Annotated in this window: 23 protein-coding genes, 2 tRNA genes and 1 rRNA gene; 22 read left to right on the forward strand and 4 right to left on the reverse strand. The window is 37.6% G+C overall.

The features are described from left to right. Positions 1-147 precede the first annotated feature (147 nt). From rrf to tsaD, 7 genes are all read left to right on the forward strand, one after another. Positions 148-263, forward strand: a 5S ribosomal RNA gene (gene rrf, locus AC1DRF_RS04685). 24 nt (positions 264-287) lie between these two features. Continuing rightward, positions 288-364: transfer RNA gene (locus tag AC1DRF_RS04690), tRNA-Met, on the forward strand. 4 nt (positions 365-368) lie between these two features. Beyond that, positions 369-444, forward strand: a tRNA-Asp gene (locus AC1DRF_RS04695). Between the two features lie 220 nt (positions 445-664). Further along, entirely contained in the window at positions 665-1135 is a 471-nt protein-coding gene (gene tsaE / locus AC1DRF_RS04700; RefSeq protein WP_193426032.1) for a tRNA (adenosine(37)-N6)-threonylcarbamoyltransferase complex ATPase subunit type 1 TsaE, read from the forward strand. Continuing rightward, positions 1132-1830: a tRNA (adenosine(37)-N6)-threonylcarbamoyltransferase complex dimerization subunit type 1 TsaB gene (gene tsaB, locus AC1DRF_RS04705; protein WP_043977179.1), complete on the forward strand. Its 699-nt coding sequence runs from the start codon at positions 1132-1134 to the stop codon at positions 1828-1830. The genes tsaE and tsaB overlap by 4 nt, the downstream gene beginning before the upstream one ends. Positions 1831-1844: 14 nt before the next feature. Beyond that, positions 1845-2294 carry a ribosomal protein S18-alanine N-acetyltransferase gene (rimI, locus tag AC1DRF_RS04710; RefSeq protein WP_043977177.1) on the forward strand — a complete coding sequence of 150 codons (450 nt, stop codon included), beginning with the start codon at positions 1845-1847 and terminating at the stop codon, positions 2292-2294. Further along, positions 2291-3307 (forward strand): tRNA (adenosine(37)-N6)-threonylcarbamoyltransferase complex transferase subunit TsaD, encoded by a 1017-nt coding sequence (gene tsaD / locus AC1DRF_RS04715; protein ID WP_427077113.1) that lies wholly within the window; start codon positions 2291-2293, stop codon positions 3305-3307. Before rimI ends, tsaD begins: the two co-directional genes overlap by 4 nt. 254 nt (positions 3308-3561) lie before the next feature. Here tsaD and AC1DRF_RS04720 read toward each other — a convergent pair whose 3' ends face one another. Then, complete coding sequence (locus tag AC1DRF_RS04720) at positions 3562-5496, reverse strand: ABC-F family ATP-binding cassette domain-containing protein (protein WP_477740384.1); 1935 nt, start codon at positions 5494-5496, stop codon at positions 3562-3564. A 458-nt stretch (positions 5497-5954) separates the two neighbouring features. Here AC1DRF_RS04720 and AC1DRF_RS04725 point away from each other — a divergent pair, with 458 nt between their 5' ends. Genes AC1DRF_RS04725 through tatC form a run of 3 tightly spaced genes read left to right on the forward strand, consistent with a single transcriptional unit; the run spans position 5955 to position 7603 of the window. Continuing rightward, complete coding sequence (locus AC1DRF_RS04725; RefSeq protein WP_028410376.1) at positions 5955-6593, forward strand: redox-sensing transcriptional repressor Rex; 639 nt, start codon at positions 5955-5957, stop codon at positions 6591-6593. A 53-nt stretch (positions 6594-6646) separates the two neighbouring features. Then, positions 6647-6832: a twin-arginine translocase TatA/TatE family subunit gene (tatA, locus tag AC1DRF_RS04730; protein ID WP_013055022.1), complete on the forward strand. Its 186-nt coding sequence runs from the start codon at positions 6647-6649 to the stop codon at positions 6830-6832. A 15-nt stretch (positions 6833-6847) separates the two neighbouring features. Further along, positions 6848-7603, forward strand: coding sequence for a twin-arginine translocase subunit TatC (tatC, locus tag AC1DRF_RS04735; protein WP_013055023.1), 756 nt, complete (start codon positions 6848-6850; stop codon positions 7601-7603). A 25-nt stretch (positions 7604-7628) separates the two neighbouring features. Here the strand turns inward: tatC and AC1DRF_RS04740 are convergent, their stop codons facing one another. Together AC1DRF_RS04740 and AC1DRF_RS04745 are read right to left on the reverse strand one after the other, a co-directional pair. Next, complete coding sequence (locus AC1DRF_RS04740; protein WP_043977171.1) at positions 7629-7856, reverse strand: YdiK family protein; 228 nt, start codon at positions 7854-7856, stop codon at positions 7629-7631. Continuing rightward, positions 7853-8581 carry a lysostaphin resistance A-like protein gene (locus tag AC1DRF_RS04745; RefSeq protein ID WP_477740385.1) on the reverse strand — a complete coding sequence of 243 codons (729 nt, stop codon included), beginning with the start codon at positions 8579-8581 and terminating at the stop codon, positions 7853-7855. Before AC1DRF_RS04745 ends, AC1DRF_RS04740 begins: the two co-directional genes overlap by 4 nt. A 299-nt stretch (positions 8582-8880) precedes the next feature. On the opposite strand from AC1DRF_RS04745, the gene groES reads away from it, so the two are divergent. Further along, entirely contained in the window at positions 8881-9165 is a 285-nt protein-coding gene (groES, locus tag AC1DRF_RS04750; protein WP_013055026.1) for a co-chaperone GroES, read from the forward strand. A gap of 67 nt (positions 9166-9232) precedes the next feature. Beyond that, on the forward strand, positions 9233-10864 hold the full coding sequence (gene groL, locus AC1DRF_RS04755) for a chaperonin GroEL (RefSeq protein WP_013081432.1): 1632 nt from the start codon (positions 9233-9235) through the stop codon (positions 10862-10864). Between the two features lie 338 nt (positions 10865-11202). On the opposite strand, the gene AC1DRF_RS04760 is transcribed toward groL, so the two are convergent. Beyond that, on the reverse strand, positions 11203-12990 hold the full coding sequence (locus AC1DRF_RS04760; protein WP_477740386.1) for a PrpR N-terminal domain-containing protein: 1788 nt from the start codon (positions 12988-12990) through the stop codon (positions 11203-11205). A 189-nt stretch (positions 12991-13179) separates the two neighbouring features. Between AC1DRF_RS04760 and AC1DRF_RS04765 the strand changes: the two genes are divergently transcribed. From AC1DRF_RS04765 to AC1DRF_RS04810, 10 genes are all read left to right on the forward strand, one after another. Continuing rightward, on the forward strand, positions 13180-14412 hold the full coding sequence (locus AC1DRF_RS04765; protein WP_477740387.1) for a four-carbon acid sugar kinase family protein: 1233 nt from the start codon (positions 13180-13182) through the stop codon (positions 14410-14412). Beyond that, positions 14396-15553: an iron-containing alcohol dehydrogenase gene (locus tag AC1DRF_RS04770; RefSeq protein WP_034654828.1), complete on the forward strand. Its 1158-nt coding sequence runs from the start codon at positions 14396-14398 to the stop codon at positions 15551-15553. Before AC1DRF_RS04765 ends, AC1DRF_RS04770 begins: the two co-directional genes overlap by 17 nt. A gap of 2 nt (positions 15554-15555) precedes the next feature. Then, the gene (dapA, locus tag AC1DRF_RS04775) at positions 15556-16464 is read left to right on the forward strand and encodes a 4-hydroxy-tetrahydrodipicolinate synthase (RefSeq protein ID WP_230185570.1); all 909 of its coding nucleotides are present in this window, start codon (positions 15556-15558) and stop codon (positions 16462-16464) included. Between the two features lie 14 nt (positions 16465-16478). Beyond that, complete coding sequence (gene pdxA, locus AC1DRF_RS04780) at positions 16479-17528, forward strand: 4-hydroxythreonine-4-phosphate dehydrogenase PdxA (protein ID WP_230185571.1); 1050 nt, start codon at positions 16479-16481, stop codon at positions 17526-17528. Between the two features lie 384 nt (positions 17529-17912). Next, complete coding sequence (locus AC1DRF_RS04785; protein ID WP_230185572.1) at positions 17913-19079, forward strand: sialidase family protein; 1167 nt, start codon at positions 17913-17915, stop codon at positions 19077-19079. A gap of 102 nt (positions 19080-19181) precedes the next feature. Further along, positions 19182-20471 (forward strand): SLC13 family permease, encoded by a 1290-nt coding sequence (locus tag AC1DRF_RS04790; RefSeq protein ID WP_025753323.1) that lies wholly within the window; start codon positions 19182-19184, stop codon positions 20469-20471. Positions 20472-20499: 28 nt separating this feature from the next. Beyond that, entirely contained in the window at positions 20500-20658 is a 159-nt protein-coding gene (locus AC1DRF_RS04795) for a hypothetical protein (RefSeq protein WP_230185574.1), read from the forward strand. 164 nt (positions 20659-20822) lie between these two features. Continuing rightward, positions 20823-21800 (forward strand): alpha/beta hydrolase fold domain-containing protein, encoded by a 978-nt coding sequence (locus AC1DRF_RS04800; RefSeq protein ID WP_427077118.1) that lies wholly within the window; start codon positions 20823-20825, stop codon positions 21798-21800. A gap of 215 nt (positions 21801-22015) precedes the next feature. After that, on the forward strand, positions 22016-22762 hold the full coding sequence (locus AC1DRF_RS04805) for an SDR family NAD(P)-dependent oxidoreductase (RefSeq protein WP_427077119.1): 747 nt from the start codon (positions 22016-22018) through the stop codon (positions 22760-22762). 190 nt (positions 22763-22952) lie between these two features. Beyond that, positions 22953-23903, forward strand: coding sequence for an AAA family ATPase (locus AC1DRF_RS04810; protein WP_043977166.1), 951 nt, complete (start codon positions 22953-22955; stop codon positions 23901-23903). Positions 23904-23907 lie beyond the last annotated feature (4 nt).

Here is a 23907-nt window from a genome sequence, read left to right on the forward strand (position 1 = left end):
GGTTGGTTGATAGGTCAGAGGTGGAAGCGTGGCGACATGTGTAGCTGACTGATACTAATCGATCGAGGACTTAACCAAACTTTAAAAGCRTAAGCTTTACTCAGYAAACWGTTAYCTAGTTTTGAGAGAACAATCTCATATAAAATGTCTAGTGATAATGGCRAAGAGGTCACACCCGTTYCCATACCGAACACGGAAGTTAAGCTCTTTAGCGCCRATGGTAGTTGGGACTTTGTCCCTGTGAGAGTAGGACATCGCTRGGCATTTTTATTTTGCTTTTTTATCATCGCGGGGTGGAGCAGTTCGGTAGCTCGTCGGGCTCATAACCCGAAGGTCGCAGGTTCAAATCCTGTCCCCGCAACCAACATGGTCCCGTGGTGTAGCGGTTAACATGCCTGCCTGTCACGCAGGAGATCGCGGGTTCGATTCCCGTCGGGACCGCCATGTTTTAGAAACGAAACAATGTGTTTCGTCTTTTTTATTGTTTGAACCATTTTTATATAAAACTTTACCGTCCTTAGGAGCAATCCTAAGGAATTTTTTATATACAAAGAAATTTCCTTATAGAATTGCGATGTTAAAGATTGTTGAATTTCTTACTGGATATGTATAGTCCACAACGTTTACAATATATATATACAGATTGAAATGAGGTTCTGAATGAATGACAGAGATTAACGAATTTACGTTTATGTCTACCTCTCCTGATGAAACTAATCAGCTGGCTGCTCGTCTAGCAACTTTATTAGAAGCTGGTGACGTGCTGCTGCTTGAAGGCGATTTGGGAGCTGGAAAGACAACATTCACAAAAAGTTTAGCTAAAGGATTAGGAATTGAACGCAATGTGAATAGTCCGACATTTACGATCATTAAAGAATACAAAAGCGGTCACCTTCCTCTTTATCATATGGATGTGTACCGTCTAGGGGATGAATTTGAAGACCTAGGGTTCGATGAGTATTTTGAAGGAGATGGCGTGACGGTCGTGGAGTGGGCTCATCTGATTGAAGAGCAGCTTCCTAATGAATATATTCAAATCAATATTTATCATGAAAACGAAACGACTCGTAAAATCCTTGTAAAAGCGATAGGCAGTCGGTACGTTGAAATATGTAAGGAGCTTTTTAAAAGATGAAAATGTTAGCCATTGATACATCCAATTTTGTCATGGGTGTTGCTGTCGTTGAAGAAAACAAAGTAATTGGAGAAATTATTACGAATCTAAAAAAGAATCACTCCGTTCGTGTGATGAACGCTGTGGAATCTTTGTTAAAGGATTGTGATATTGCGCCAAGCGAGCTAGACCGTATTGTAGTGGCACATGGTCCCGGATCTTATACAGGTGTACGAATTGGCGTTACCATTGCCAAGACACTTGCTTGGACTTTAAATATTCCTTTAATAGGTGTATCTAGCCTTGAAGCACTAGCAGCAAACGGTCGCTATTTTGATGGGTATATTGCTCCGTTATTTGATGCGCGCCGTCAACAGCTTTATACAGGACTATATGAATGGAATAATGAACGAGGTCTTCTAGAAGTTGAAAGTGATCGACTTGTTATTAATAAGGACTGGGCGGAACATTTAAAGTCATACAACAAACCCATTTTATTCATAGGCAATGATCTTCCCATGCATGAAGAGGCGTTAAAAGAAGTGCTGGGTAAACAAGCTGTATTTGCCCATGTTCAGCAGTTTAATCCAAGACCAAGTGAATTGGCTTTTTTAGGAATGAAGAAAGAGCCGCAGTCTGTGCATACTTTTGTTCCGAACTACATTCGTTTAGCTGAAGCCGAAGCTAACTGGCTTGCTTCACAGCAAAAAGGATAAAAGAAGGTATAAACATGAAACTAACAATTAAGTTTCGTTTAATGGAAGTTAAAGATATTGATCAAGTAGTGAAAATCGAAGAGAAGTCTTTTACGACACCTTGGAGTTCAGAAGCGTTTCAAAATGAGTTAACCAATAATCAATTTTCAACTTACATTGTGATGGAAGAAGGAGAAAATATTATTGGGTATTGCGGAACGTGGATTGTTATTGACGAAGCACATGTAACCAACATTGCCCTATTGCCAGACTACCGAGGTAAGGGACTCGGTGAATTGCTGCTGCGCAACGTGATGGACGTTCTTCGAAAACTAGGTGCTGTGTCAATGACATTAGAAGTTAGGGTATCTAATCATATTGCACAATCATTGTATCAAAAGCTAGGTTTTAAACCTGGAGGTATTCGTAAGAATTATTATTCTGATAACAATGAGGATGCATTAGTTATGTGGGTGAATTTATGAGTGAAAATCAATTAATTTTAGCATTAGAAACAAGCTGTGATGAGACAGCAGCGGCCGTGATTCGAAACGGTCATGAAATTGTAGCCAATGTGGTGGCATCACAAATAGAAAGCCATAAACGATTTGGCGGTGTCGTACCGGAGATTGCATCTCGTCATCATGTGGAACAAATTACGGTAGTAGTTGAAGAAACTTTAAATCAAGCGAACTTGACGTTTGCAGATATTGATGCAATAGCTGTAACGGAAGGACCTGGGCTTGTGGGAGCACTTCTTATTGGCGTAAATGCAGCCAAAGCGCTAGCATTTGCACACCAAAAGCCATTAATAGGTGTTCATCATATTGCAGGACATATTTATGCAAATCAGCTAATCAAAAAATTAGAATTCCCGCTTTTATCGCTAGTTGTATCTGGAGGGCATACAGAGCTTGTATACATGGAAAGTCACGGTCAGTTTAAAGTGATTGGTGAAACGAGAGATGATGCGGCAGGAGAAGCCTACGATAAAGTAGCCCGCACGTTAAACCTTCCATATCCAGGCGGACCTCATATTGACCGCCTTGCACATGAAGGAGAGCCATTAATTGATTTGCCGCGTGCTTGGCTAGAAGAAGGATCCTATGATTTTAGTTTCAGTGGGTTAAAATCAGCAGTTATTAACACTGTCCACAACGCGAAGCAAAAAGGTGAAGAAATTCTTCCACAAACACTTGCTGCTAGCTTTCAAGCGAGTGTTATTGATGTGTTAGTAACTAAAACGGTTAAAGCTGCAAAGGAATATAAGGTTAAGCAAGTGTTAGTAGCAGGAGGAGTTGCTGCTAATAAAGGACTTAGAGCAGCGCTAGAAGAAGCATTTGCAACATTATCAAACATTGAGCTTATTATCCCGCCGCTATCTCTATGCACGGATAATGCCGCAATGATTGGAGCAGCGGCAAGTGTACGATTTGCTCAAGGAAAACGCTCAGATATGTCATTAAACGCAAACCCCGGTTTAGACTTGGAAGAGTAAGAGACGAATGAGATTTATTTCTCATTCGTCTTTTTTGTGGATAAAAATGATTTATCAACAATATTCAATAAATTTAGAATTGACTGTGGATAATTATGTGGAAAAGTCCGTGCACTCAGTACACGGACATGTTATCAACAAGTTTTAATTATGAAAATCAGACAGATATCCACTATTTATTCACAGAGTGGATAAAGCTTGTCCTAAAGCGCACGAACAAGTAAATAGGGTGAATAAATACGAAAAAATATAGGCTATTCTTCTAGAAGTAGCTGTAATTCTTCCCACTCTTCCATTAATGTGGATAACTGTGAAGAAATTTTTTCATTTTCAACGTTTAATCTTGATACTTCTTCGTGGTTTTGATAAATTTCAGGATTACAAAGAAGTTCTTCATTCTCCGCTTGTGCGGCTTCTAATTTGTTTACTTCAGTTTCAATTTCTTCAATTCGGCGCGTTCGCTGCCTCATCAATTTCTTTTGTTCTTTATCTTGTTTATAAGACTGTTTATCTACTTTTACGGTACGTTCTTCGTTGGCTTTTATATTTTCTAATTCTTTGATTTCCTCTATTTCTGCTTTCTTTTCTACATAATAGTCATAATCTCCAAGAAATTCTTCTACTCCTTCAGGAGATAGCTCTGCTATTTTGTTTGCAATACGATTAATAAAATAACGGTCATGTGAAACAAATAATAGAGTCCCTGGGTAATCAATTAACGCATTCTCGAGTACTTGTTTGCTATCTAAATCAAGATGGTTAGTAGGTTCATCCAAAATTAAGAAATTAGCTTTTTGAAGCATAAGCTTCGCAAGAGCCAAACGTGCTTTTTCACCACCGCTAAGCGTCGAAACGATTTTCAGTACATCATCACCTGAAAACAGAAAATTTCCAAGCGCTGTACGAATTTCTTTTTCAGGTTTGGATGGGTAGTCATCCCAAAGCTCATTTAAAACAGTTTTATTAGACGTTAAATTAGCTTGCTCTTGGTCGTAATAACCAACCATTACGTTTGAGCCAAAAGAAATGGTTCCAGTCTTGAAGCTTAGTTTATCCACAATACCTTTTAATAACGTAGATTTCCCAACTCCATTAGGACCAACCAACGCAAGGCTTTCACCTTTTTTAATCCGAAGGTTTGCGTCTTGGACAACATATTTGTTTTCATCATATCCGATGGACACGTTTTCGAGATTTAAGACTTCATTTCCGCTTTGACGCTCAATTTCAAACGAAAAACTAGCTGATTTTTCGCCTTCGTTAGGTCGATTTATTAACTCCATTCGATCGAGCTGCTTACGTCTGCTTTGCGCACGTTTTGTAGTCGATGCGCGGGCGATGTTTCGTTGAATAAAATCATTCAGTTTTGCGACTYCATCTTGCTGCTTTTCGTACTGACGCAACTCTTTTTCATATCGCTCTGCTTTTTGTACAAGGTATTTAGAGTAGTTGCCCGTGTACTTGACCGTTGTTTTTTGTGTGACTTCATACACTTGATTTACGACCTTATCAAGGAAGTAACGATCGTGTGAAACAATTAAAATAGCTCCTTCATACCCTTGCAGAAACTGTTCCAGCCATGCTAAAGTTTCAATATCTAAGTGGTTGGTAGGCTCATCCAGAATAAGCAAGTCTGGCTTTGTTAAAAGCAGTTTTGCAAGAGCCAAGCGCGTTTTTTGTCCACCGCTCAAGGAGGAAATAGGGGTGCTATAGTCAAAGTTTGAGAAACGGAAACCGTGAAGAATAGATCGTGTATCCGCTTCATATTGATAGCCGCCTAAATCTTTGAAAGTTACTTGAAGCTGATCGTACTCTTTGGTTAGTTTTTCGTATTGAACTGAATCATTAAAAATGTCTGGATCGCCCATCTTCGTTTCAAGCGTACGTAATTCTTTTTCCATCTTCTTTAACGGAGCAAAGACTGTCATCATTTCTTCCCATATGGAGAGTGTTGACTCAAGAACTGTATCTTGTCCCATATAATCAATGGAAACACCTTTAGGTTTAATAATTTCTCCGCTGTCATAAGAAAGCTGCTCAGCAATAATTTTTAATAAAGTTGATTTACCTGCACCGTTTCGTCCCACTAGGGCAATGCGGTCTTTTGATTGTACTTCTAACTTTATATTCGATAAAATGGGTTCTGCCCCATAGTATTTTGTAATACCGTTCAATTGTAGAATAATCATTTTTTCACCTCTAGTAGTATATCCATAGTGTATTTTAACATATTTTCAACTACAAGTTCTTCCTACAAGCGTTTGTAATTTGTAGAGGGACAAGAACAAATGATGAAGCGAATGTTTTGATTCATGAAATAAAATGATTTTACCTGCACATTTTATACAGGATACTATGTTAAAATAAGAGATAAGTGCATCTCTGAACTTATATATGATGGATGTAGAAAATCCGTCATGACTAACAAACGGATCCTTTGAAGGGCTAATTGCTTCGTTCTAGCTACCGACTTTAAGTATTCCTGGATAGACAAAAGGCGTCGGGGTGTGAAGTGGAGTATATATAAAACAAGAGAAAAGAGAGAGAATTGGAAGCGCTACCTCAAGGCGGTTGAGGCTTTGTGAAAGGTAATGCAATATGACTTGAAAATGTTAGTAATGACATACATGAACTGAGGGGGTACAACGTGAACACTGAACAATTAAAAATACCACAAGCAACGGCTAAACGATTGCCGCTTTATTATCGTTTTTTAAAAAACTTGCATGCTTCTGGTAAACAGCGTGTTTCGTCAGCGGAGTTAAGTGAGGCAGTGAAAGTTGATTCTGCTACTATTCGCCGGGATTTTTCTTACTTTGGAGCATTAGGGAAAAAGGGATACGGCTACAATGTGAATTATTTACTTACATTTTTCCGTAAAACGTTAGACCAAGATGAAGTAACGAAAGTAGCACTGATTGGCGTAGGGAATCTGGGAACGGCCTTTTTAAATTATAATTTTATTAAAAATAATAACACCAAAATTGAGTGCGCTTTTGATGTGATAGAAGATAAAGTCGGTACAAAAGTAGGCGACGTGCCGGTTTATCACCTTGACCAATTGGAAGATTATATGAGTGATGATATCTCAGTKGCGATTTTAACCGTTCCTGCCACTGTGGCTCAGCAAATTACCGATCGTTTAGTGAGTTGCGGAATTAAAGGGATTCTAAACTTCACTCCTGCACGCTTAAACGTACCGGATGAGATTCGACTGCATCATATTGATCTGGCTGTAGAATTACAGTCGCTTGTCTACTTTTTGAAAAATTATCCTGTTGAATAAGATGGACTGTGTTACGATTTCCTTAAGTCTAAATTAATAAGGAGAGTGGGAATATGGGGATTGGAGCAGGTAGTTGGATTATTATTGCGATTGTAGCACTGCTTATTTTTGGACCGAAACGGTTACCGGAGCTAGGAAGATCAGTCGGGCAAACGCTTAGAGAGTTTAAGCATGCCGCTAGCGGTGCCTCAGAAGATCGTGAAAAAGATAAACAGCGTCAAGTAGATGACAAAGAGTAAAAGGGTGATCATAGTATGACCGAACAAGAAATGTCAATATATGATCATATAGGAGAGTTGCGAAAGCGCATTTTAATTGTTTTATTTTTCTTTGTCATTGCCACAATTGGCGGCTTTTTTATAGCGGATAAGGTTATTGTCTATTTACAGCATGCTGATGAGGCAAAAAATTTAACGATGAATGCATTTAGGCTAACAGATCCAGTTAAGATTTATATGCAGTTTGCTGTTATTATCGGCTGTGTACTTGCAGCTCCTGTTGCACTGTATCAACTTTGGGCATTTATTAGTCCTGGTTTATATGAAAAAGAGCGTAAGGTAACGCTTGGATATATTCCTGTTTCCATTTTTCTCTTTATCGGCGGTGTCTCTTTTTCTTATTTTGTGTTGTTTCCATTTGTCGTCGATTTTATGACGCGCGTTTCTGATGAGCTGAATGTAAACCAAGTGATTGGCATTAATGAATACTTTTCTTTTTTAATGCAGCTCACACTGCCTTTTGGCCTGTTGTTTCAGCTTCCTGTTGTCGTCATGTTTTTGACGCGATTAGGAATTATCACGCCTATGTTTTTATCTCAAATTCGAAAGTATGCCTATTTCGTACTGCTAGTTATTGCCGCACTTATTACACCACCAGAATTGCTCTCGCACATGATGGTGACAGTGCCGCTCTTAATTTTGTATGAAATCAGCATCATTATTTCCCGCATTTCGTATCGCAAAGTGTTAAAGGCAAGGGCAGAGCAAGAAAGAGAAGATGTTAGTATGTAAAAAAACCACTGTTTCAGTGGTTTTTTTATTTAGATGAATCATCTTGATTTTTATATTGCTGCTGCAACTTTTTAATTTTATAGTGCAAGATAAAAATGCGCACCGCAAATCTGAAATCGAACGCGGCTACGAGTGCAAATAAGATCGTGGGGAAATTCCACACGGTTTCCTGAGCATTTTGAATAGCCAGGTAGGTGAATAAAACCCCCATAATAATATAAATAAACCCTCGTGTTAAAGGGATATTCTTCATAAAAACATGCCTCCAAAAATAAACTTCATTTGTTCTGCTTGCTTTTGCATTTCTATAATTTTATCTGCAAAAATAGTTTGAGATAAAATAACGATTGTATTCATCAACACGTGAGCAATAATGGGTACAATAATTAGTTTTGTTCTTGCATAAAGGAATGCAAATACAAATCCCATGGCTGTATACACGAGCAAATGTTTAAAATCCCAGTGTACGGCAGCGAAAATAAGGGAACTAATAAATGCAGAGACAAAGAAATTATATCGTTTGTGAAGAGAGCCGAAAATAATCTTTCGAAAAATAATCTCTTCTAGAATTGGTCCAATAACAGACGTAACGACAATGAGGAACGGCGTTGCTTTAACAAGATTAACAATATTTTGTGTGTTTTCAGATACTTGGGTAATGCCAAGAGCGTGCTCAATCATACCTGCTACAGCTTGACCAGCCATAGCCAGGAACACCCCAAGGACTGACCAGACCACAGTTACCGTTGTTCCCGCATGTTCTATACGCATGGACATATCACGGCGCAGCAGCAGTAAGACAATAAGTAAACCAAGGATAAAGCTAATGATGGTCCAATAAGTCAAAAGCATGACATTCGCTGTTCGAACTGGATATTGATCAAACATTCCTGTTAATTTTAACAGCGGTATACCAACAACTCCTGAAAACTGCATAAGGATGTAGGTGAGGATAACATACCAATAACGTTTTTCCAATCTTCTATACTCCTTTAAAAGGTTTTTATGTATATATGTCGAAGAAGTACTGTACAGTTAGTAATTTCTTCTTGCTCGTATTGTAACATACATATTATTGAACAGAGAAAAGAATGCTTTATTTCTCAAAATCGTCGAAATCTAAAACTATTATATGTAGTTTTCGTAAATTTTAAATTTTTTTTGTTTAATACTTGCAAAAAAAACCCACTTTGTTTTAATATAATAATTGTGTTAGCACTCGTTGAGGTTGAGTGCTAATAAAAATGCAAACATATTATTTGAGGAGGTTGTTTCACTTGTTAAAGCCATTAGGTGATCGCGTAGTGATTGAACTTGTAAAATCTGAGGAAAAAACAGCAAGCGGTATCGTGTTACCGGACAGTGCAAAAGAAAAGCCACAAGAGGGTAAAATTGTTGCTGTTGGTACAGGCCGAGTATTAGAAAGCGGTGAGCGTGTAGCTTTAGAAGTAGCTGCGGGCGATCGTATCATCTTCTCAAAATATGCGGGTACTGAAGTGAAATACGAAGGTACTGAATACTTAATTTTACGCGAAAGCGATATTTTAGCTGTAATCGGCTAATGTTAACCACAAACTTATCATACGTAAAAAATAGATTATTAAGAACATCTTGAGGAGGTCAAAGAACATGGCAAAAGACATTAAATTTAGCGAAGAAGCACGTCGCGCAATGCTACGTGGTGTAGATACATTAGCAAATGCTGTAAAAGTAACGCTTGGACCAAAAGGTCGTAACGTTGTATTAGAAAAGAAATTCGGTTCACCGCTTATTACAAATGACGGTGTAACAATTGCAAAAGAAATCGAATTAGAAGACGCATTTGAAAATATGGGTGCTAAATTAGTAGCCGAAGTTGCTAGCAAAACAAACGACGTTGCYGGTGACGGTACAACTACTGCAACAGTTTTAGCGCAAGCAATGATCAGAGAAGGTCTTAAAAACGTAACGGCTGGTGCTAACCCAATGGGTATCCGTAAAGGTATGGAAAAAGCAGTAGCTGTAGCGGTTGAAGAACTAAAAGCAATCTCTAAACCAATTCAAGGTAAAGATTCAATTGCTCAAGTAGCGGCTATCTCAGCAGCTGACGAAGAAGTAGGTCAATTAATTGCTGAAGCAATGGAGCGCGTTGGTAACGACGGCGTTATCACACTTGAAGAATCAAAAGGTTTCACAACTGAATTAGAAGTGGTAGAAGGTATGCAGTTTGACCGTGGGTATGCATCTCCTTACATGGTAACTGATTCAGATAAAATGGAAGCTGTATTAGATGATCCATACATCTTAATCACAGACAAAAAAATCGGTAACATTCAAGAAATCTTACCGGTATTAGAGCAAGTTGTTCAACAAGGCAAGCCTCTATTAATCATCGCTGAAGACGTAGAAGGCGAAGCTTTAGCAACATTAGTTGTGAACAAACTTCGTGGTACATTCACAGCTGTAGCTGTTAAAGCTCCTGGTTTCGGTGATCGTCGTAAAGCAATGCTACAAGACGTCGCGATCTTAACAGGCGGAGAAGTAATCACTGAAGAGCTTGGTCTTGACTTAAAAACAGCAAGCATCGATCAATTAGGTCGCGCTTCTAAAATTGTCGTAACAAAAGAAAATACAACAGTTGTAAACGGTGCAGGAAACGCAGAAGACATCCTAGCACGCGTAAACCAAATCAAAGCTCAGCTTGAAGAAACAACTTCAGAGTTTGACCGTGAAAAATTACAAGAGCGCTTAGCAAAACTTGCTGGTGGCGTAGCTGTAATTAAAGTTGGTGCGGCAACTGAAACTGAGTTAAAAGAACGTAAATTACGTATTGAAGATGCATTAAACTCTACGCGTGCTGCGGTTGAAGAAGGTATCGTAGCTGGTGGTGGTACTGCATTAGTAAATATCTATAATAAAGTAGCAAGCATCGAAGCTGATGGTGACACTGCTACAGGTATCAACATCGTATTACGTGCGATTGAAGAGCCTGTACGCCAAATTGCTCACAACGCTGGTTTAGAAGGATCAGTAATCGTTGAGCGTCTAAAAGGCGAAGCTGTTGGAACTGGATTTAACGCTGCAACTGGCGAGTGGGTAAATATGCTAGACACTGGTATCGTTGACCCAACAAAAGTAACGCGTTCAGCTCTTCAAAATGCTTCTTCTGTAGCGGCTATGTTCTTAACAACTGAAGCAGTTGTTGCTGACAAGCCAGAAGAAGGCGGAGCACCTGCAATGCCTGACATGGGCGGCATGGGTGGAATGGGCGGCATGATGTAATAGCCGCTCAATCCCTTGACATACAGGGGCTTGAGAGAGAGTTGCTAACAAAATAGCAACATCAGTATAAATATAAGAGGCTTCTCATTAGTTGTTCAAACTTTTGAGAAGCCTCTTTTTATTCCATCTGATAAGTCATAATTAAAAGGGCAAGGCATCTTGTCTCAGCGGCACGTACAACAACTAATTACGAATAGGATACGGTATTAGATGGGAGGAGATAAATGGATTTGTATATTGAAAAGCTTGGTTAAAGACGATCATTTTATCGTAAGGACATAAGCTGAAAGACTGGGGAAAAAATCACTTTCCGGGTTTTTCAGCTAAGAAAAGCATTTTTATTTATTTAAATATCTCCATAACGTCGTTCGACTGATGCCCAGCTGCTCAGCTGCTAACGTTTGGTTGTCGTTATGATAATCAAGGACTAGCTGGATTATATCCAAATTAAATTCATGTAATGTTTTGCTATTGTTAAATAAAATGTTCATTCCATCTTCTGAATTAGACATATTTTCGACCATTTGTTGTTTGCCCAAAATACTGTTGACAGTATTACTAGTTATATATAGCGATTTAGCTAAGTAAACTAGTTCGGTTAGAACTTGCTTTAACTGTTTGAAATTACCGGGCCAATTATATTGTGAGAGAGCAGTCAGGGCACTAGGCTCGTACCCTACAATATCCGTATTGTTTTCAATATTTACCTTATTTAAAAACATCGTTAATATAGCCGATAGTTCATTTCTTCTTTCTCTTAGTGGAGGTAGAAGAAAACTTATCGAATTCATTCGGCTCATTAATTCTTTATAAAATTCTGATGTACGACCTTCCGATGTTTTTTCGCAAATAAAGATGAGTCGGTTATTTACGTGTAAGTTAGTATATTCAATAATAGTGAGTAACTTTTCAAAGTTTTCATGTGAAATTTTATCAAAATGATTAAACTGGATTGTATTACCATATTCAAGGAAAGGACCGTTATTTGTATTTAAAAGGTGTTTCCACATGGCATCATTTAGTAAGTGCGAATTAATAGCTACTAATGTATGATTGTTATTTTTCTGACTGGTGAATACACATTGAGATACGATATCTTTCCCCGTACCTCTTTCTCCTAATAATATAATCGGCGAATTATTTGAATTCATTTGTCTAATTTTATTGTTAATATCATCTGTGATAATCGGATTTTTATATAAATTATTATTTAATTTTTTTTCTACTTCTGACTTATCTTCATATGTAACACCAAATTTAGAATTCATGATAGGTGTTACAGATTTTTGCACAATAACAATATAAAAAACATCATTTTTCTCTTTTGAACGATTTACTTTTAAGTTATATACGGTGTTGTTTACTGAATGATAAAAAGTATGTGATTGAGTAAATGAGGTCGTCTCTTTTTTATTAAGCAAATAATTATAGATTGAGGCATTCGTTTCGGAATCTAAACTTGAATAAATCAACTCAAACTGACTGGATAAAATTAAACAGTCAGTTTTAAATTTTTCAATGGCTTCTGTAAGTAAGTTATTTTGTAATTTTAATTTTTGAAGGTGCATATTTAACTCTATTGCTTGTTCATAAGTACGTTTAATACTTTCACTTCCTGATGTAATAAGAATCGTATTTAAAGAAATTTCTAGTGCGAGTTTGTTCGTTATTGCATCACAAAGCACTAATTCAATCCCTTTTTTCTCCAATGACTTTAGTAGACCTAAATGATCACTAGAATCATCAATGGTGTATATTTCCATAGAATAGTCTAATATGTCACAAATTAAATGAGCTGTTTCAGTAATACTCGAATAACCTACAATAGCAAATTTGGAGGTATAGTTCTTTGCTAGTTTGATCGCTCCTAAAATGTCATATACGGATATCGAAACATCTATAACGGGTATAGAGATATTCTTCCTGATTAAGTCAGCAGTACCTCCCCTGGATATAACAATATCATAATCGTTATGAATCATCTCCAAGGCCAGGTTTTTTCCTTCATGTAAATCACCAGTATACGTATTTAGTGAAATATTAGAAAATAAGGATCCTACATTTTCCATTGAATGTCTTAACTCTTCATAAGGTGCGATACCAAGGATTTTTGTTATGTGTTGCAAAGTTATCCCCCCTGAATGTTTCATTTTTAAACAATTTATCACTAATTCCTGAAAAATGATAGCGTTTTCTTTACTATAGTTTCAAAATGTAACAATAATAATAATTATCAGATTTTTTTATGCACAGTATCACCTTATAATTTAATTATCAAGCACTAAGGTGGTGAACAAATGGTAAGGGTACTAATAATGGCTGATGATTTTACGGGAGCACTTGATACGGGTGTTCAGTTCTCTAATTACGGTGTTCATACTTTAGTGACTTCTGATTTAGAGTTCGAATTTTGGGAAACTACAGATCAAATAGAAGTACTGGTTTTTAATACTGAAACAAGATATTTGAATAAATGTGAAGCACACGAAGTGATTAAGAAGATAGCCATAAAAGCCAAAGATGAAAATATTCAATATATATTTAAAAAAGTTGATTCAGCATTAAGAGGAAATGTTGCTTCTGAGTTAAGAGCCTTGAGTGATGTCTTCGAAGGTGTAACCATTCCTTTTATTCCGGCGTACCCAGAACAAAACCGCTTTAGTTTCGAAGGAATCTTATATATAGATTCAATACCAGTAAGTAAAAGTGTTTTTGGACAAGATCCGTACGAACCAGTCAGGGAAAGTCATATCCCATCTCTTCTACTTAAAGAAGCAGATTTAAAAACGTCTATTACAAAAAAATATAAAATTCCACCGAAAGAAGAAAGAATTTTGTTAATGGAAAGTCACTCCGATGAGGAGATGCTATCTCAAGGGCATGAGCTATTAATGAACGATGCATTAAACATAACGGCGGGGTGTGCAGGGTTTGGTAAAGCATTAGCAAATATCATCTATAATAAAAGAACTATAACTCAAAATGATATTAACTTCCCGTTATTAATAGTATGTGGAAGCGTGAACCCAGTAACAAAAAAACAAATTGCATTTGCCGAAAATAACGGGTTTGATAGAATCTCGTTAACGATGGAGCAACTTTGGGATAAACAATATTGGGATACAGTAAAAGGGCAAGAAGATATGAATCAATATTTAAAAATGGACCAACCTTTAATGTTTGAAACATATGGGAATATATCGGCAGATAAAGTGAATGGAGTACCCGAAGAAAGAACTGAACTAAGATTTAGAATTGGGCAGTCTCTCGGATACTTAGTAAAGAATCTTATGTTAAGTGACATTAATAGAACTTTATTATTTACCGGAGGAGATACTTTATATCAATCAATGAGAGTATTAGGGATTAACGAAATTAAACCTCTGAAAGAATTATTCCCAGGAATTGTTCTTGGAAGTATCGATTTTGAAGATAAAAAACATTATATCATTACAAAGTCTGGCGGATTGGGTAATGAAGATCTATTTATTAAATTAAATGAATTGATTCGTAACAAAGGAGATGCATATTATGTTAAATCAATATAATTTAAAAATGCCAACCAATGTATTTGCAGGTCCAGATGCCATGCAAAACCTAGATACAATTATTAAAGATGGTGTAAAAAAAATCACGATATTTACAGGTAACGAAATATTCAAGCTTGGATTGCTAGACGAAGTTATCAGTATTATAGAAAAAAATAATATCGAGTACGAAATCTTATCTGATATTCCAACAGAGCCATCTTACACGGAAGCTCAAAAGGTTATTGACCAATTTAAAGCATTGAACTCTGATTTTATCATTGGAGTCGGTGGTGGAAGTGTTATGGACATTGCCAAATTAGCATCAGTGTTATCCACTGATGATTATACGGTAAAAGATTTACTCGAGAACCCGTTATTAGCTAAAAAACAAGTATCATCATTAATGATTCCCACCACAGCCGGTACAGGCTCTGAAGCAACTCCTAATAGCATTGTAGGAGTACCTGAAAAAAACTTAAAAGTTGGGATTGTAAACGGTGAATTAATTGCTGACCATGTGATTTTAGAAAGCAACATGATTAAAAATTTGCCAAAATCTATTGCTGCAGCAACAGGTATTGATGCTCTAGCGCATGCTATCGAATGTTTTACTTCAAAAAAAGCAAACCCAATCAGTGATACGTTTGCACTAGAGGCACTAGATTTAATCTTAAATAACATTATTGAAGCTTGCACAAATCCAGATGCGCTTGAAGCTAAGCGTAAGATGTTATTAGGTTCTTTCTATGCTGGGGTAGCGATTACTTCCTCAGGAACTACTGCGGTTCATGCATTGTCTTATCCTTTAGGTGGAAAATATCACATTGCTCATGGTGTTTCTAATGCCATTCTACTAACACCAGTTATGAAATTTAATGAGCCCGTTATTAAAGAACTTTTGGCTAAAGCATATGATCGAGTTGTAAAAGAAACAAATGAAGAACTAACTGTAAATGAAAAATCAAAATATATCATCGATTTATTAGAAAACATAGTGGAAACACTTGAAATTCCAACTAGTTTAAAAGCTTTTAATGTGCCTAAGGAAGATCTAGAAGCATTAGTAGAGGCTGGAATGGAAGTTCAAAGACTACTTGTCAATAATATGAGAGAAGTAACACCAGACGATGCTCGTAAAATTTATCTAGAAATTATGTAGGAGTGATTAGTTTGCAAAACAAATTAAAAGGAATTATCACACCAATTGTTACACCCATGTTTGACAATGAAGAAGTGAACTATGAAGAACTCGTAAATCAAGTAAATAGAGTTATTGAGAATGGTGTTCACGGTATTTTCACGTTCGGTACTAATGGAGAAGGTTATATTTTAAGCGAAGAAGAAAAAGTGCATGTTATGGAAACAGTAGTTGATACAGTAGCGGACAGGGTTCCAGTCTATGCATCAACAGGGTTAGTTGGAACACAAGATACCATTCGCTTATCTTTAGAAGCAAAGCGTGTTGGGGTAGACTATCTATCAATCATTACACCGTATTTTGCAGCAGCAACCCAAGAAGAGATTTATACGCATTTTAAAACAGTTGCTGAAGCGGTTGATATGCCTATTGTTTTATACAATATTCCAGCTCGAACAGGCAATATGATTCAACCTGCGACTGTTGAAAAACTAAGTCATATTGACAATATCGTAGGAGTCAAAGATAGTAGCGGAAACTTTGATAATATTCTTCAATATATCGAAAGAACAAGAAATAGAGAAGATTTCTCTGTGCTATCAGGGAATGATTCATTAATATTATGGACGTTACTTGCTGGGGGAACAGGTGGTATTGCGGGATGTTCGAATGTATATCCGTTTACTATGGCGCAAATATACGAACAATTTGTAAAGGGTAACATTGAAGAATCCCGTAACTATCAAGATTCTATCAGAAGTTTTAGAGATTGTTTTAAATTTGCAAATCCAAATACTGTGGTAAAAACGGCTGTTAAACTACTCGGTTATCCGGTTGGGAAATGCCGTGCACCATTTAATCAAGTGTCTGCTGAAGGAATTGCAGCATTAAAATCTGTATTAAATGAAAATATTGAAGCAGGGATGAAATAGTTAGGAGGGGCATCATGAAAAAAATTATTGGAATCACAATGGGGGATCCCGCAGGTATTGGGCCTGAGATCTCAATCAAAGCTTTTCAAAAGAAAAGCTTATATGAAAAATGTAACCCCTTACTCGTTGGAGACAAAAGTATTGTAGAGAGTTATTTAGAGAAATACCCAGAGTTTAATATGAAGGTAAATGCTATTACTACACCAGAAGATGGATTGTATGAATGGGGAACAATGGATGTTATTGACCTAGCCTCTGTAGATGCAGATAAGTTAAAAATTGGGGAAGTATCTAAAGAAGCTGGAAATGCGGCATATCTCTATGTGGAAAAAGTCATAGACTTAGCGCTTAAGGGGAAAGTAGATGCGACCGTTACGAATCCATTAAATAAAGAAGCGTTAAACTTAGCGGGACACCACTTTGCTGGTCATACTGAAATTTATGGAGAACTTACAAATACTAGTAAATTTTCTATGATGTTAGCTGATGGTGATTTAAGAGTGGTTCACGTTTCAACACATGTTTCTTTAAGGGAAGCTTGTGATTTAGTTAAAAAAGAGAGAGTACTAGATGTCATAAAAATTGCTCATCAAGCCTGTGTAAAATTGGGCATCGAAAATCCGCGGATTGCTGTAGCGGGTTTAAATCCACACTGTGGAGAAAATGGATTATTTGGTACAGAAGAAATTGATGAGATTATCCCTGCTATTGAAGTAGCTAAAAATCAAGGGATTAATGCCATTGGACCTTTACCAGCAGATACAGTATTCTCAAAAGCTCGTGGTGGAATGTATGATATTGTTGTGGTCATGTACCATGATCAAGGACATATTCCATTAAAACTATTAGGGTTTGTATTTGATAGGGAACAAAATAAATGGAAAGAAGTTTCTGGAGTTAATATTACATTGGGATTACCAATTATCCGAACCTCAGTTGATCATGGAACAGCATTTGATCAAGCAGGTAGTATGACTGCGAGTGAAATTAGTCTTGAAAATGCAATTGATTATGGGGTACAGCTAGCAAATAATGTTAATTTAGAAGCGAAGGGACTGGTGTAATAGTTAATTTAATCATTTCAATCAATATAAATAATTAAATCTAACAATCCCTAATGATTTAGAGAAAGTAAACGAAGTTGAAATAGATGATAATACGAGCTTAACTTTGATGGTGGTTATTTCTTTTAAGAAGGAATGACCACTTATATAGATGAAGAGCAATTCAAATTGTTTTAGACGGTTTTGTAGCCTGGCATTAAGTAATAAATGAGTAGTTGCTGTTGAATATAATTTTGGGGAAATGTAGTTCCATTACACGGCAGTCTGCAAGGAACAGGAAAATTAATAAGGGTAGGGCCTATGTGTGTCTGCCTAACGCTGAGCATGAAGCGGTAATTAAGATAAAAATTTCAATAGAAAGATAAGGTGATGAGAGTGATTAGAATGAGTAATAACAAGATAGTGATTAATGAGTCCATTCCAAACGGTAAATTATATCATGATGTTTATACAAATATTGATTTTTCTTTAATTCCATCCGGTCCTTTCCCAACCGCACATGCCCCAACTATTACTAAGTTAGACAATGGAGATTTATTATGTGCATGGTTTGCAGGCTCATTTGAGGGGAGCCCTGATATTTCAATTGTATTATCAAAATTTAATCATGAATCTCAAGAGTGGAATGAGCCGGAAATTGTCTCACAGGATGACACACGTAGCGAGCAAAACCCATCATTTTTTCACGCACCTGATCAATCGGTGTGGTTAATCTATACTTCCCAAGAAGGTCGACAACCAGATAAAGATAATATGCAGTTTACGTCCATTATTAAATATCAGAAAACATACGACAATGGCGAAAGCTGGACTGAACCAGAAGTATTATTTAGCCAGCCTGGTACATTTGTACGACAATCGATTCAAGTATTAAGAAATGGTAGATGGATTTTTAGCACGTGGGTATGTGAAGATTCCGAGTTAGGTCTTACAAACGATCCTACAGTATTTCAACTATCAGATGATGAAGGACAAACATGGAAAGAAGTACGCATGCCTGAAAGTAACGGAAGAGTACATGCCAATGTTATCGAATTAGAAGATGGTCATTTAGTGGCATTTATGAGAAGTAGATTTGCAGATTATATTTATAAAAGCGAGTCAAAGGATAACGGAGATTCTTGGACAGTGCCTCAGCCAACAACTCTACCAAATAATAATGCAAGTATCAGTGCAATCAAACTTCATAACGATGCAATTGCCATTGCTTATAATGCAAACGCTACCAATAATCCTGAAGTTGGTAAGGTAGCATGGCCTGGATTAAGAAACCCAGTTGTGGTTTCAGTGTCTGAAGATGGCGGAAATACTTGGCCACTTGGTCGAATTATTGAACACGCAGAAGGTTTCATTGGAGCAGAGAACAAAACGAATAATTCACAATTTGAATATCCTACAATTTATCAAGATACGGAAGGACTTTTACATTTAGTATATGCGTATAAGAATAGACTATGTGTGAAATATACTAGTTTTTCAGTAGCAGATATATATGGTGACAAACGCGAAAATGAAAGTGTTTACAATCCTACATCTGGAGAAATCGGTTAGGTAGTAAGGCATTACATTATTCTTTTTAACCGTCTCATTCATAAATACGGGCTATATATGATAGTAAAATGTCATCCCCCTAAGAGAGAGGAGATATAAAAAATGACAATGGAAATGATTCTTGCACTAGGTATTCTGGTTCTGATGATTGTAATGATTATGTCAGATAAATTTGCCTTTGGCGCACCACCAATCCTGGCCTGTCTTTTGTTAGTAGTCTGTGGTCTGTCCACTGTTCAAGAGGCTTTCGCAGGTTTTGTGAACCCAAGCGTTATTATGGTCGCTGGCTTTATGGTTGTTATGGCGGGCCTCATGAAGACTAGCCTAATTGGTAGGGTTCAGTCCTCAATGCTCGCTTTGGTAAATAGGGGCGGTTATAAGAGTTATGTTCTTTTGATTGTGGTCATTATGCTTGGTGCCAGTTTTCCTGGTGCCGGTGCCACTGGTTACTATGTACTGATCTTATCTTTGATATCTACTATTCCTTACAATAAAAAAATGCCAACGTCCAAGCTGATGATGCCTTTGGGTTTTGCTACTAATCACCCTTTAGTTCCTTTTAATGTAGCACTTTTCTATGGGGTTACTGTTAGCGTACTCGAAACGGCAGGTTATACCGGTGGACTGTCTATGTCAAAATTTGCTGTAGTGAATTTCATCTTGGCTCTTGGTTTCTTGGCATGGGCCTTGATTGCGTATCGCCTCCTACCGGATCATCCAATAACGGAAGCAGAAGCTTCTGGATTTGATGAGGTGGCAGCTACGACTGAGATGGGGACTATGCCTGCATGGAAAGAATACAGCACTATCGCTGCATTTATGGTCAGTGTTGTTGGAATGATGCTTATGAATGTATTAGGCAATGCTGCCTTTGTCATCCCTGGTCTTATGGGAGCATTTTTACTAATCATCAATGTGCTTGACTTTAGGGAAGTTCGAGATAATATGGTTGCACCTGTAATTATTATGATGGCTGGTGTTATCGGCGTTGCTGACGCTTTAGCCAACTCTGGATTTACAGCTATGATTGGAGATACTGTGGCGAATGCATTGGGTACCAACATCAATCCCTTCCTGCTTATCTTTATCTTCGCCATTCTAACTAGTACTTGTGCTACTTTTACTGGTTCAAATATGGGTTCTGTATACATCTTTGCCCCGATCGCTATTGCAACCAGCATTAGTTTGGGACTGAATCCTGCTGCTGCTGCAATTGCAGTTGTAGTATCTGGATGGAACGGCGGGTTCATGCCAATCGATGGTATGCCAGCCATGATTTTAGGTATGGGTAGATATAAACTTCCACAGTTTTGGTTGTTCTCAGTACCTATGTACCTAATTCGTATCTTTGCTCTATGTGTAGGTGCTATCGTTATGTTCCCTGTAAGCTAATAAAGTAAAAAGTAAAAGGAGAAACAAGTTGGATAAATTGGGACAGGCTGCAGAACTTAAAAATATATTAGAGAAGGTTCTCCTTCCTTTGTCATTCCTAGAGAGCAGTAGCGTCAATAGAACCTTAAAACAAAGCCGATGGAGTAATCCATCGGCTTTGTTGGCAACTCATGATGCTAAGCAATAATTTTACCTAAACAGGGGAAAAGGTCTTGTATTATTAGGACAATTGCAACTCTTGCAGTTGTGTGGCTTTTGAAAATAGTAGGGTTACATTGAGTAGGGAGCCTTTTTTAAATTATTATCGCTAGTAATTGAAAGTTTCTTATAAAATATGGGGAGGAAAGTTGTATGGGAAAACAGTTACCCAAAGTAAAACCGTTATGTCCACCAGGTCGTTCACCGCGATACAAAGATATCCCCTTTGCGGAGGTAACCTTGGATAATGGGGAGCCATACACCCTGAAAATGGATATCTATCAAGATCTTAATCAGAAAACGCCAGGCCCATGTATCATTTACTATTTCGGAGGAGGATGGATGTATGGTGAATATAAGCAGGTCACTCAAAAAGCAGTATATTTTCGGGAACTTATAAGGTTGGTCGAGCAAGGATTTACTGTTGTATCTCCATCCTATCGTTTGGCTAGTCAGTCTGTTTTCCCAGCGTGTATCCATGACTGCAAGGGAGTTGTAAGATTTTTAAAAGCGAATTCAAAGTTATACCATATTGATCCCGAACGGATTGGAGTGTTGGGGAATTCTGCCGGTGGACACCTAGCCGCAATGGTCGCAATGAGCGCAAATTGCAGTGAAATGGAAGGCGATGTCGGAGGTAACCAAGAATATACAAGTACAGTAAAGGCAGCAACCATTTTTTATGCTCCATCCGATCTAGTAGCACTCTTTAGAAACAATGCAAATAAAGCCATAAAAAATCTGTCTGAAACAGAAGTCGGTAATGCAGGAAAATCCATGGACAATGTAATAACCCAAATTCTTGGATATACTGAACCTGGCAAATCGTTAGTAGATTTATATCAATTGCTAGAGAGTGGCGATACGGAAGATTTAGATTGGAAATATATAGAGTTGGCGAAAAGGTGTAGTCCTATTAGTTATGTAAGTGCCAATTGTCCACCGATGATGATTTTGCACGGTGGGAAAGATCCTCTCGTTCCTATTGACCAAAGCGAAAGTCTTTATAAAGCTCTAGTATCTTCTAATGCGGATGCGATGTATTTTTCGTCTTCCCAGGCAAATCATGGTCCAACGATGGGAGATGAAGCTGATCAAGTGGCATATCAGTTCTTGAAAAACAGATTGTAAAGAAAAAATATATAATCCTGCGTTAATCATGAGAACGGTTTTGGTGCCTGGTCAGAGAGCTGAGGAAACAAGAATATGATGAATGGAAACTTCGGCATGAGCTTGGAGTTCACTGAGTGAAGTGAAGTCAAAAGATATCTTTCAGAAATTCATGAAAGGAGATCTTTCTGAGAGGGTGCGCGCTTAATATTAATTAACTGGATGGGGGTGTGCTGATGTTATTGGAAGGGAAAGTCGCAATTGTATCAGGTTCTAGTAGAGGCATTGGAAAGAGTATTGCTTTAACGTTAGCGAAAAACGGTGCCTCCCTCGTCATCATTGGGACAAACACCAAGTTATTGACCGAGGTGGCTAACGAAGTTCAATCCATGGGAAGGCAGTGTGCTGTTCATTTAGGGGATGTAACAAATCCAGAAACAGCGACATTGGCAGCTGAGAAGACGATGAGTCTTTTTAATAAAATTGATATTTTAGTTAACAATGCTGGCATAAATATGCGCAGTTCCACGTTAGATCTGAAATTGGATGATTGGCAAAAAGTTCTGGATGTCAATTTGAATGGGAATTTATATTTTAGCAAAGCTGTTTTGCCTTATATGATTAAGAGAAATTATGGGAAAATTGTAAACGTCAGTTCCTCTACTGCTAAATCAGGTCATAAAAATGCTGCCCCTTCCTATGGAGCCTCTAAGGCAGGAGTTGATTACTTGACGAGACACCTCGCCTTGGAGATGTCAGGACATAACATCTATGTTAATGGAGTTTCACCGGGGCCTATCGAAACAGACATGATTAAACAGTGGACTGAGGAGTATTACCAAAATGTAATTTCAAATGTCCCTCTTAAGAAATTAGGTACTCCACAAAATGTTGCCGATGTAGTGTTATTTTTGGCTTCATCAATGTCTGACTTTATCACTGGTGAAACAATTAATGTTAATGGTGGTACATACATGAATTAGACAGAATTATGAGGTCAAATCTGTTATTTAGATCGAAGCATATAAAAGGTCTGTCAAGAAGTGTGTTTGACGACCTTTTTTTGCGTGCGTTAATATTTTCAGATTTTTTTAAAATTTGTTAAGATAGTACTATGTTTATTGGAAAACTTATTAAACTCAAGGCTTAACTGAGTTTTAAGGGGGAGTTTTATTGATTCAGCTGGATCATATTAATAATAAATTAAATCAAGTATTAGAAAACATCGATCAAATTGTGATTGGAAAGCGTCAGGTATCTACGTTGAGTTTGGTTGCTTTGCTTGCAGAGGGGCATATTTTGCTTGAAGATGTGCCGGGTGTGGGGAAAACGATGCTCGTGAAGGCACTGGCCAAATCGATTGATGCAGAATTTAAACGAATTCAATTCACGCCCGATTTGCTGCCGTCCGATGTAACAGGTGTTTCTATTTACAGTCCAAAAGACATGGAATTTCATTTTCGTCCAGGTCCTATCATGAGCCATATTGTGCTCGCTGATGAGATTAACAGGACTTCTCCTAAAACACAATCGGCGCTTTTAGAAGCAATGGCTGAGCATCATGTAACAACCGATGGTATCACCCGGGAAATTCCAGCGCCTTTTTTTGTGATGGCTACTCAAAATCCTGTTGATTTTGATGGGACCTATCATTTGCCGGAAGCGCAGCTGGATCGATTTTTATTCAAATTAAGCATGGGGTATCCTACGCAGGAAGAGGAGCTTCAAATTTTAAACGGCGTATCGACTCAAGTCAATCTTGAGGATGTCAAACCCGTCATGAGCATTCCAGAATTAGTACAGGCTCAAAAAACTGTAAGCAGTATTTATGTAGATGATGCGATCAAGCACTATATCATCGAAATCATTCGCAAAACGCGCTCTCATCCACATGTTTCGTTAGGTATCAGTCCTCGTGGAACGGTTTCCTTTATGAAGGCCGTTCAAGCATATGCTTTAGTGAAGGGAAGAGATTACTGTCTTCCTGATGATGTTCAAGAGCTTGCTTCGTATGTGTGTGCACATCGATTAATGCTAAGATCTGATACCCAGTACAGCGGCTTAACAGCGGATGATGTGATGAAGCAAATTATGGCTGATACGAAAGTACCTGTTAAAAGGTAAGAGG

The organism is Priestia sp. P5_B4, assembly GCF_056400385.1.

Bases quoted from the DNA above. Each gene is read 5' to 3' on its own strand.
- pdxA (WP_230185571.1), top strand. From the start codon at position 16,479: ATGAAAAAAATTATTGGAATCACAATGGGGGATCCCGCAGGTATTGGG.
- AC1DRF_RS04800 (WP_427077118.1), top strand. From the start codon at position 20,823: ATGGGAAAACAGTTACCCAAAGTAAAACCGTTATGTCCACCAGGTCGT.
- tsaB (WP_043977179.1), top strand. From the start codon at position 1,132: ATGAAAATGTTAGCCATTGATACATCCAATTTTGTCATGGGTGTTGCT.
- AC1DRF_RS04770 (WP_034654828.1), top strand. From the start codon at position 14,396: ATGTTAAATCAATATAATTTAAAAATGCCAACCAATGTATTTGCAGGT.
- AC1DRF_RS04805 (WP_427077119.1), top strand. From the start codon at position 22,016: ATGTTATTGGAAGGGAAAGTCGCAATTGTATCAGGTTCTAGTAGAGGC.
- AC1DRF_RS04765 (WP_477740387.1), top strand. From the start codon at position 13,180: ATGGCTGATGATTTTACGGGAGCACTTGATACGGGTGTTCAGTTCTCT.
- tatA (WP_013055022.1), top strand. From the start codon at position 6,647: ATGGGGATTGGAGCAGGTAGTTGGATTATTATTGCGATTGTAGCACTG.
- tatC (WP_013055023.1), top strand. From the start codon at position 6,848: ATGACCGAACAAGAAATGTCAATATATGATCATATAGGAGAGTTGCGA.
- AC1DRF_RS04790 (WP_025753323.1), top strand. From the start codon at position 19,182: ATGACAATGGAAATGATTCTTGCACTAGGTATTCTGGTTCTGATGATT.
- AC1DRF_RS04740 (WP_043977171.1), bottom strand. From the start codon at position 7,856: ATGAAGAATATCCCTTTAACACGAGGGTTTATTTATATTATTATGGGG.
- rimI (WP_043977177.1), top strand. From the start codon at position 1,845: ATGAAACTAACAATTAAGTTTCGTTTAATGGAAGTTAAAGATATTGAT.
- AC1DRF_RS04785 (WP_230185572.1), top strand. From the start codon at position 17,913: ATGAGTAATAACAAGATAGTGATTAATGAGTCCATTCCAAACGGTAAA.
- tsaE (WP_193426032.1), top strand. From the start codon at position 665: ATGACAGAGATTAACGAATTTACGTTTATGTCTACCTCTCCTGATGAA.
- tsaD (WP_427077113.1), top strand. From the start codon at position 2,291: ATGAGTGAAAATCAATTAATTTTAGCATTAGAAACAAGCTGTGATGAG.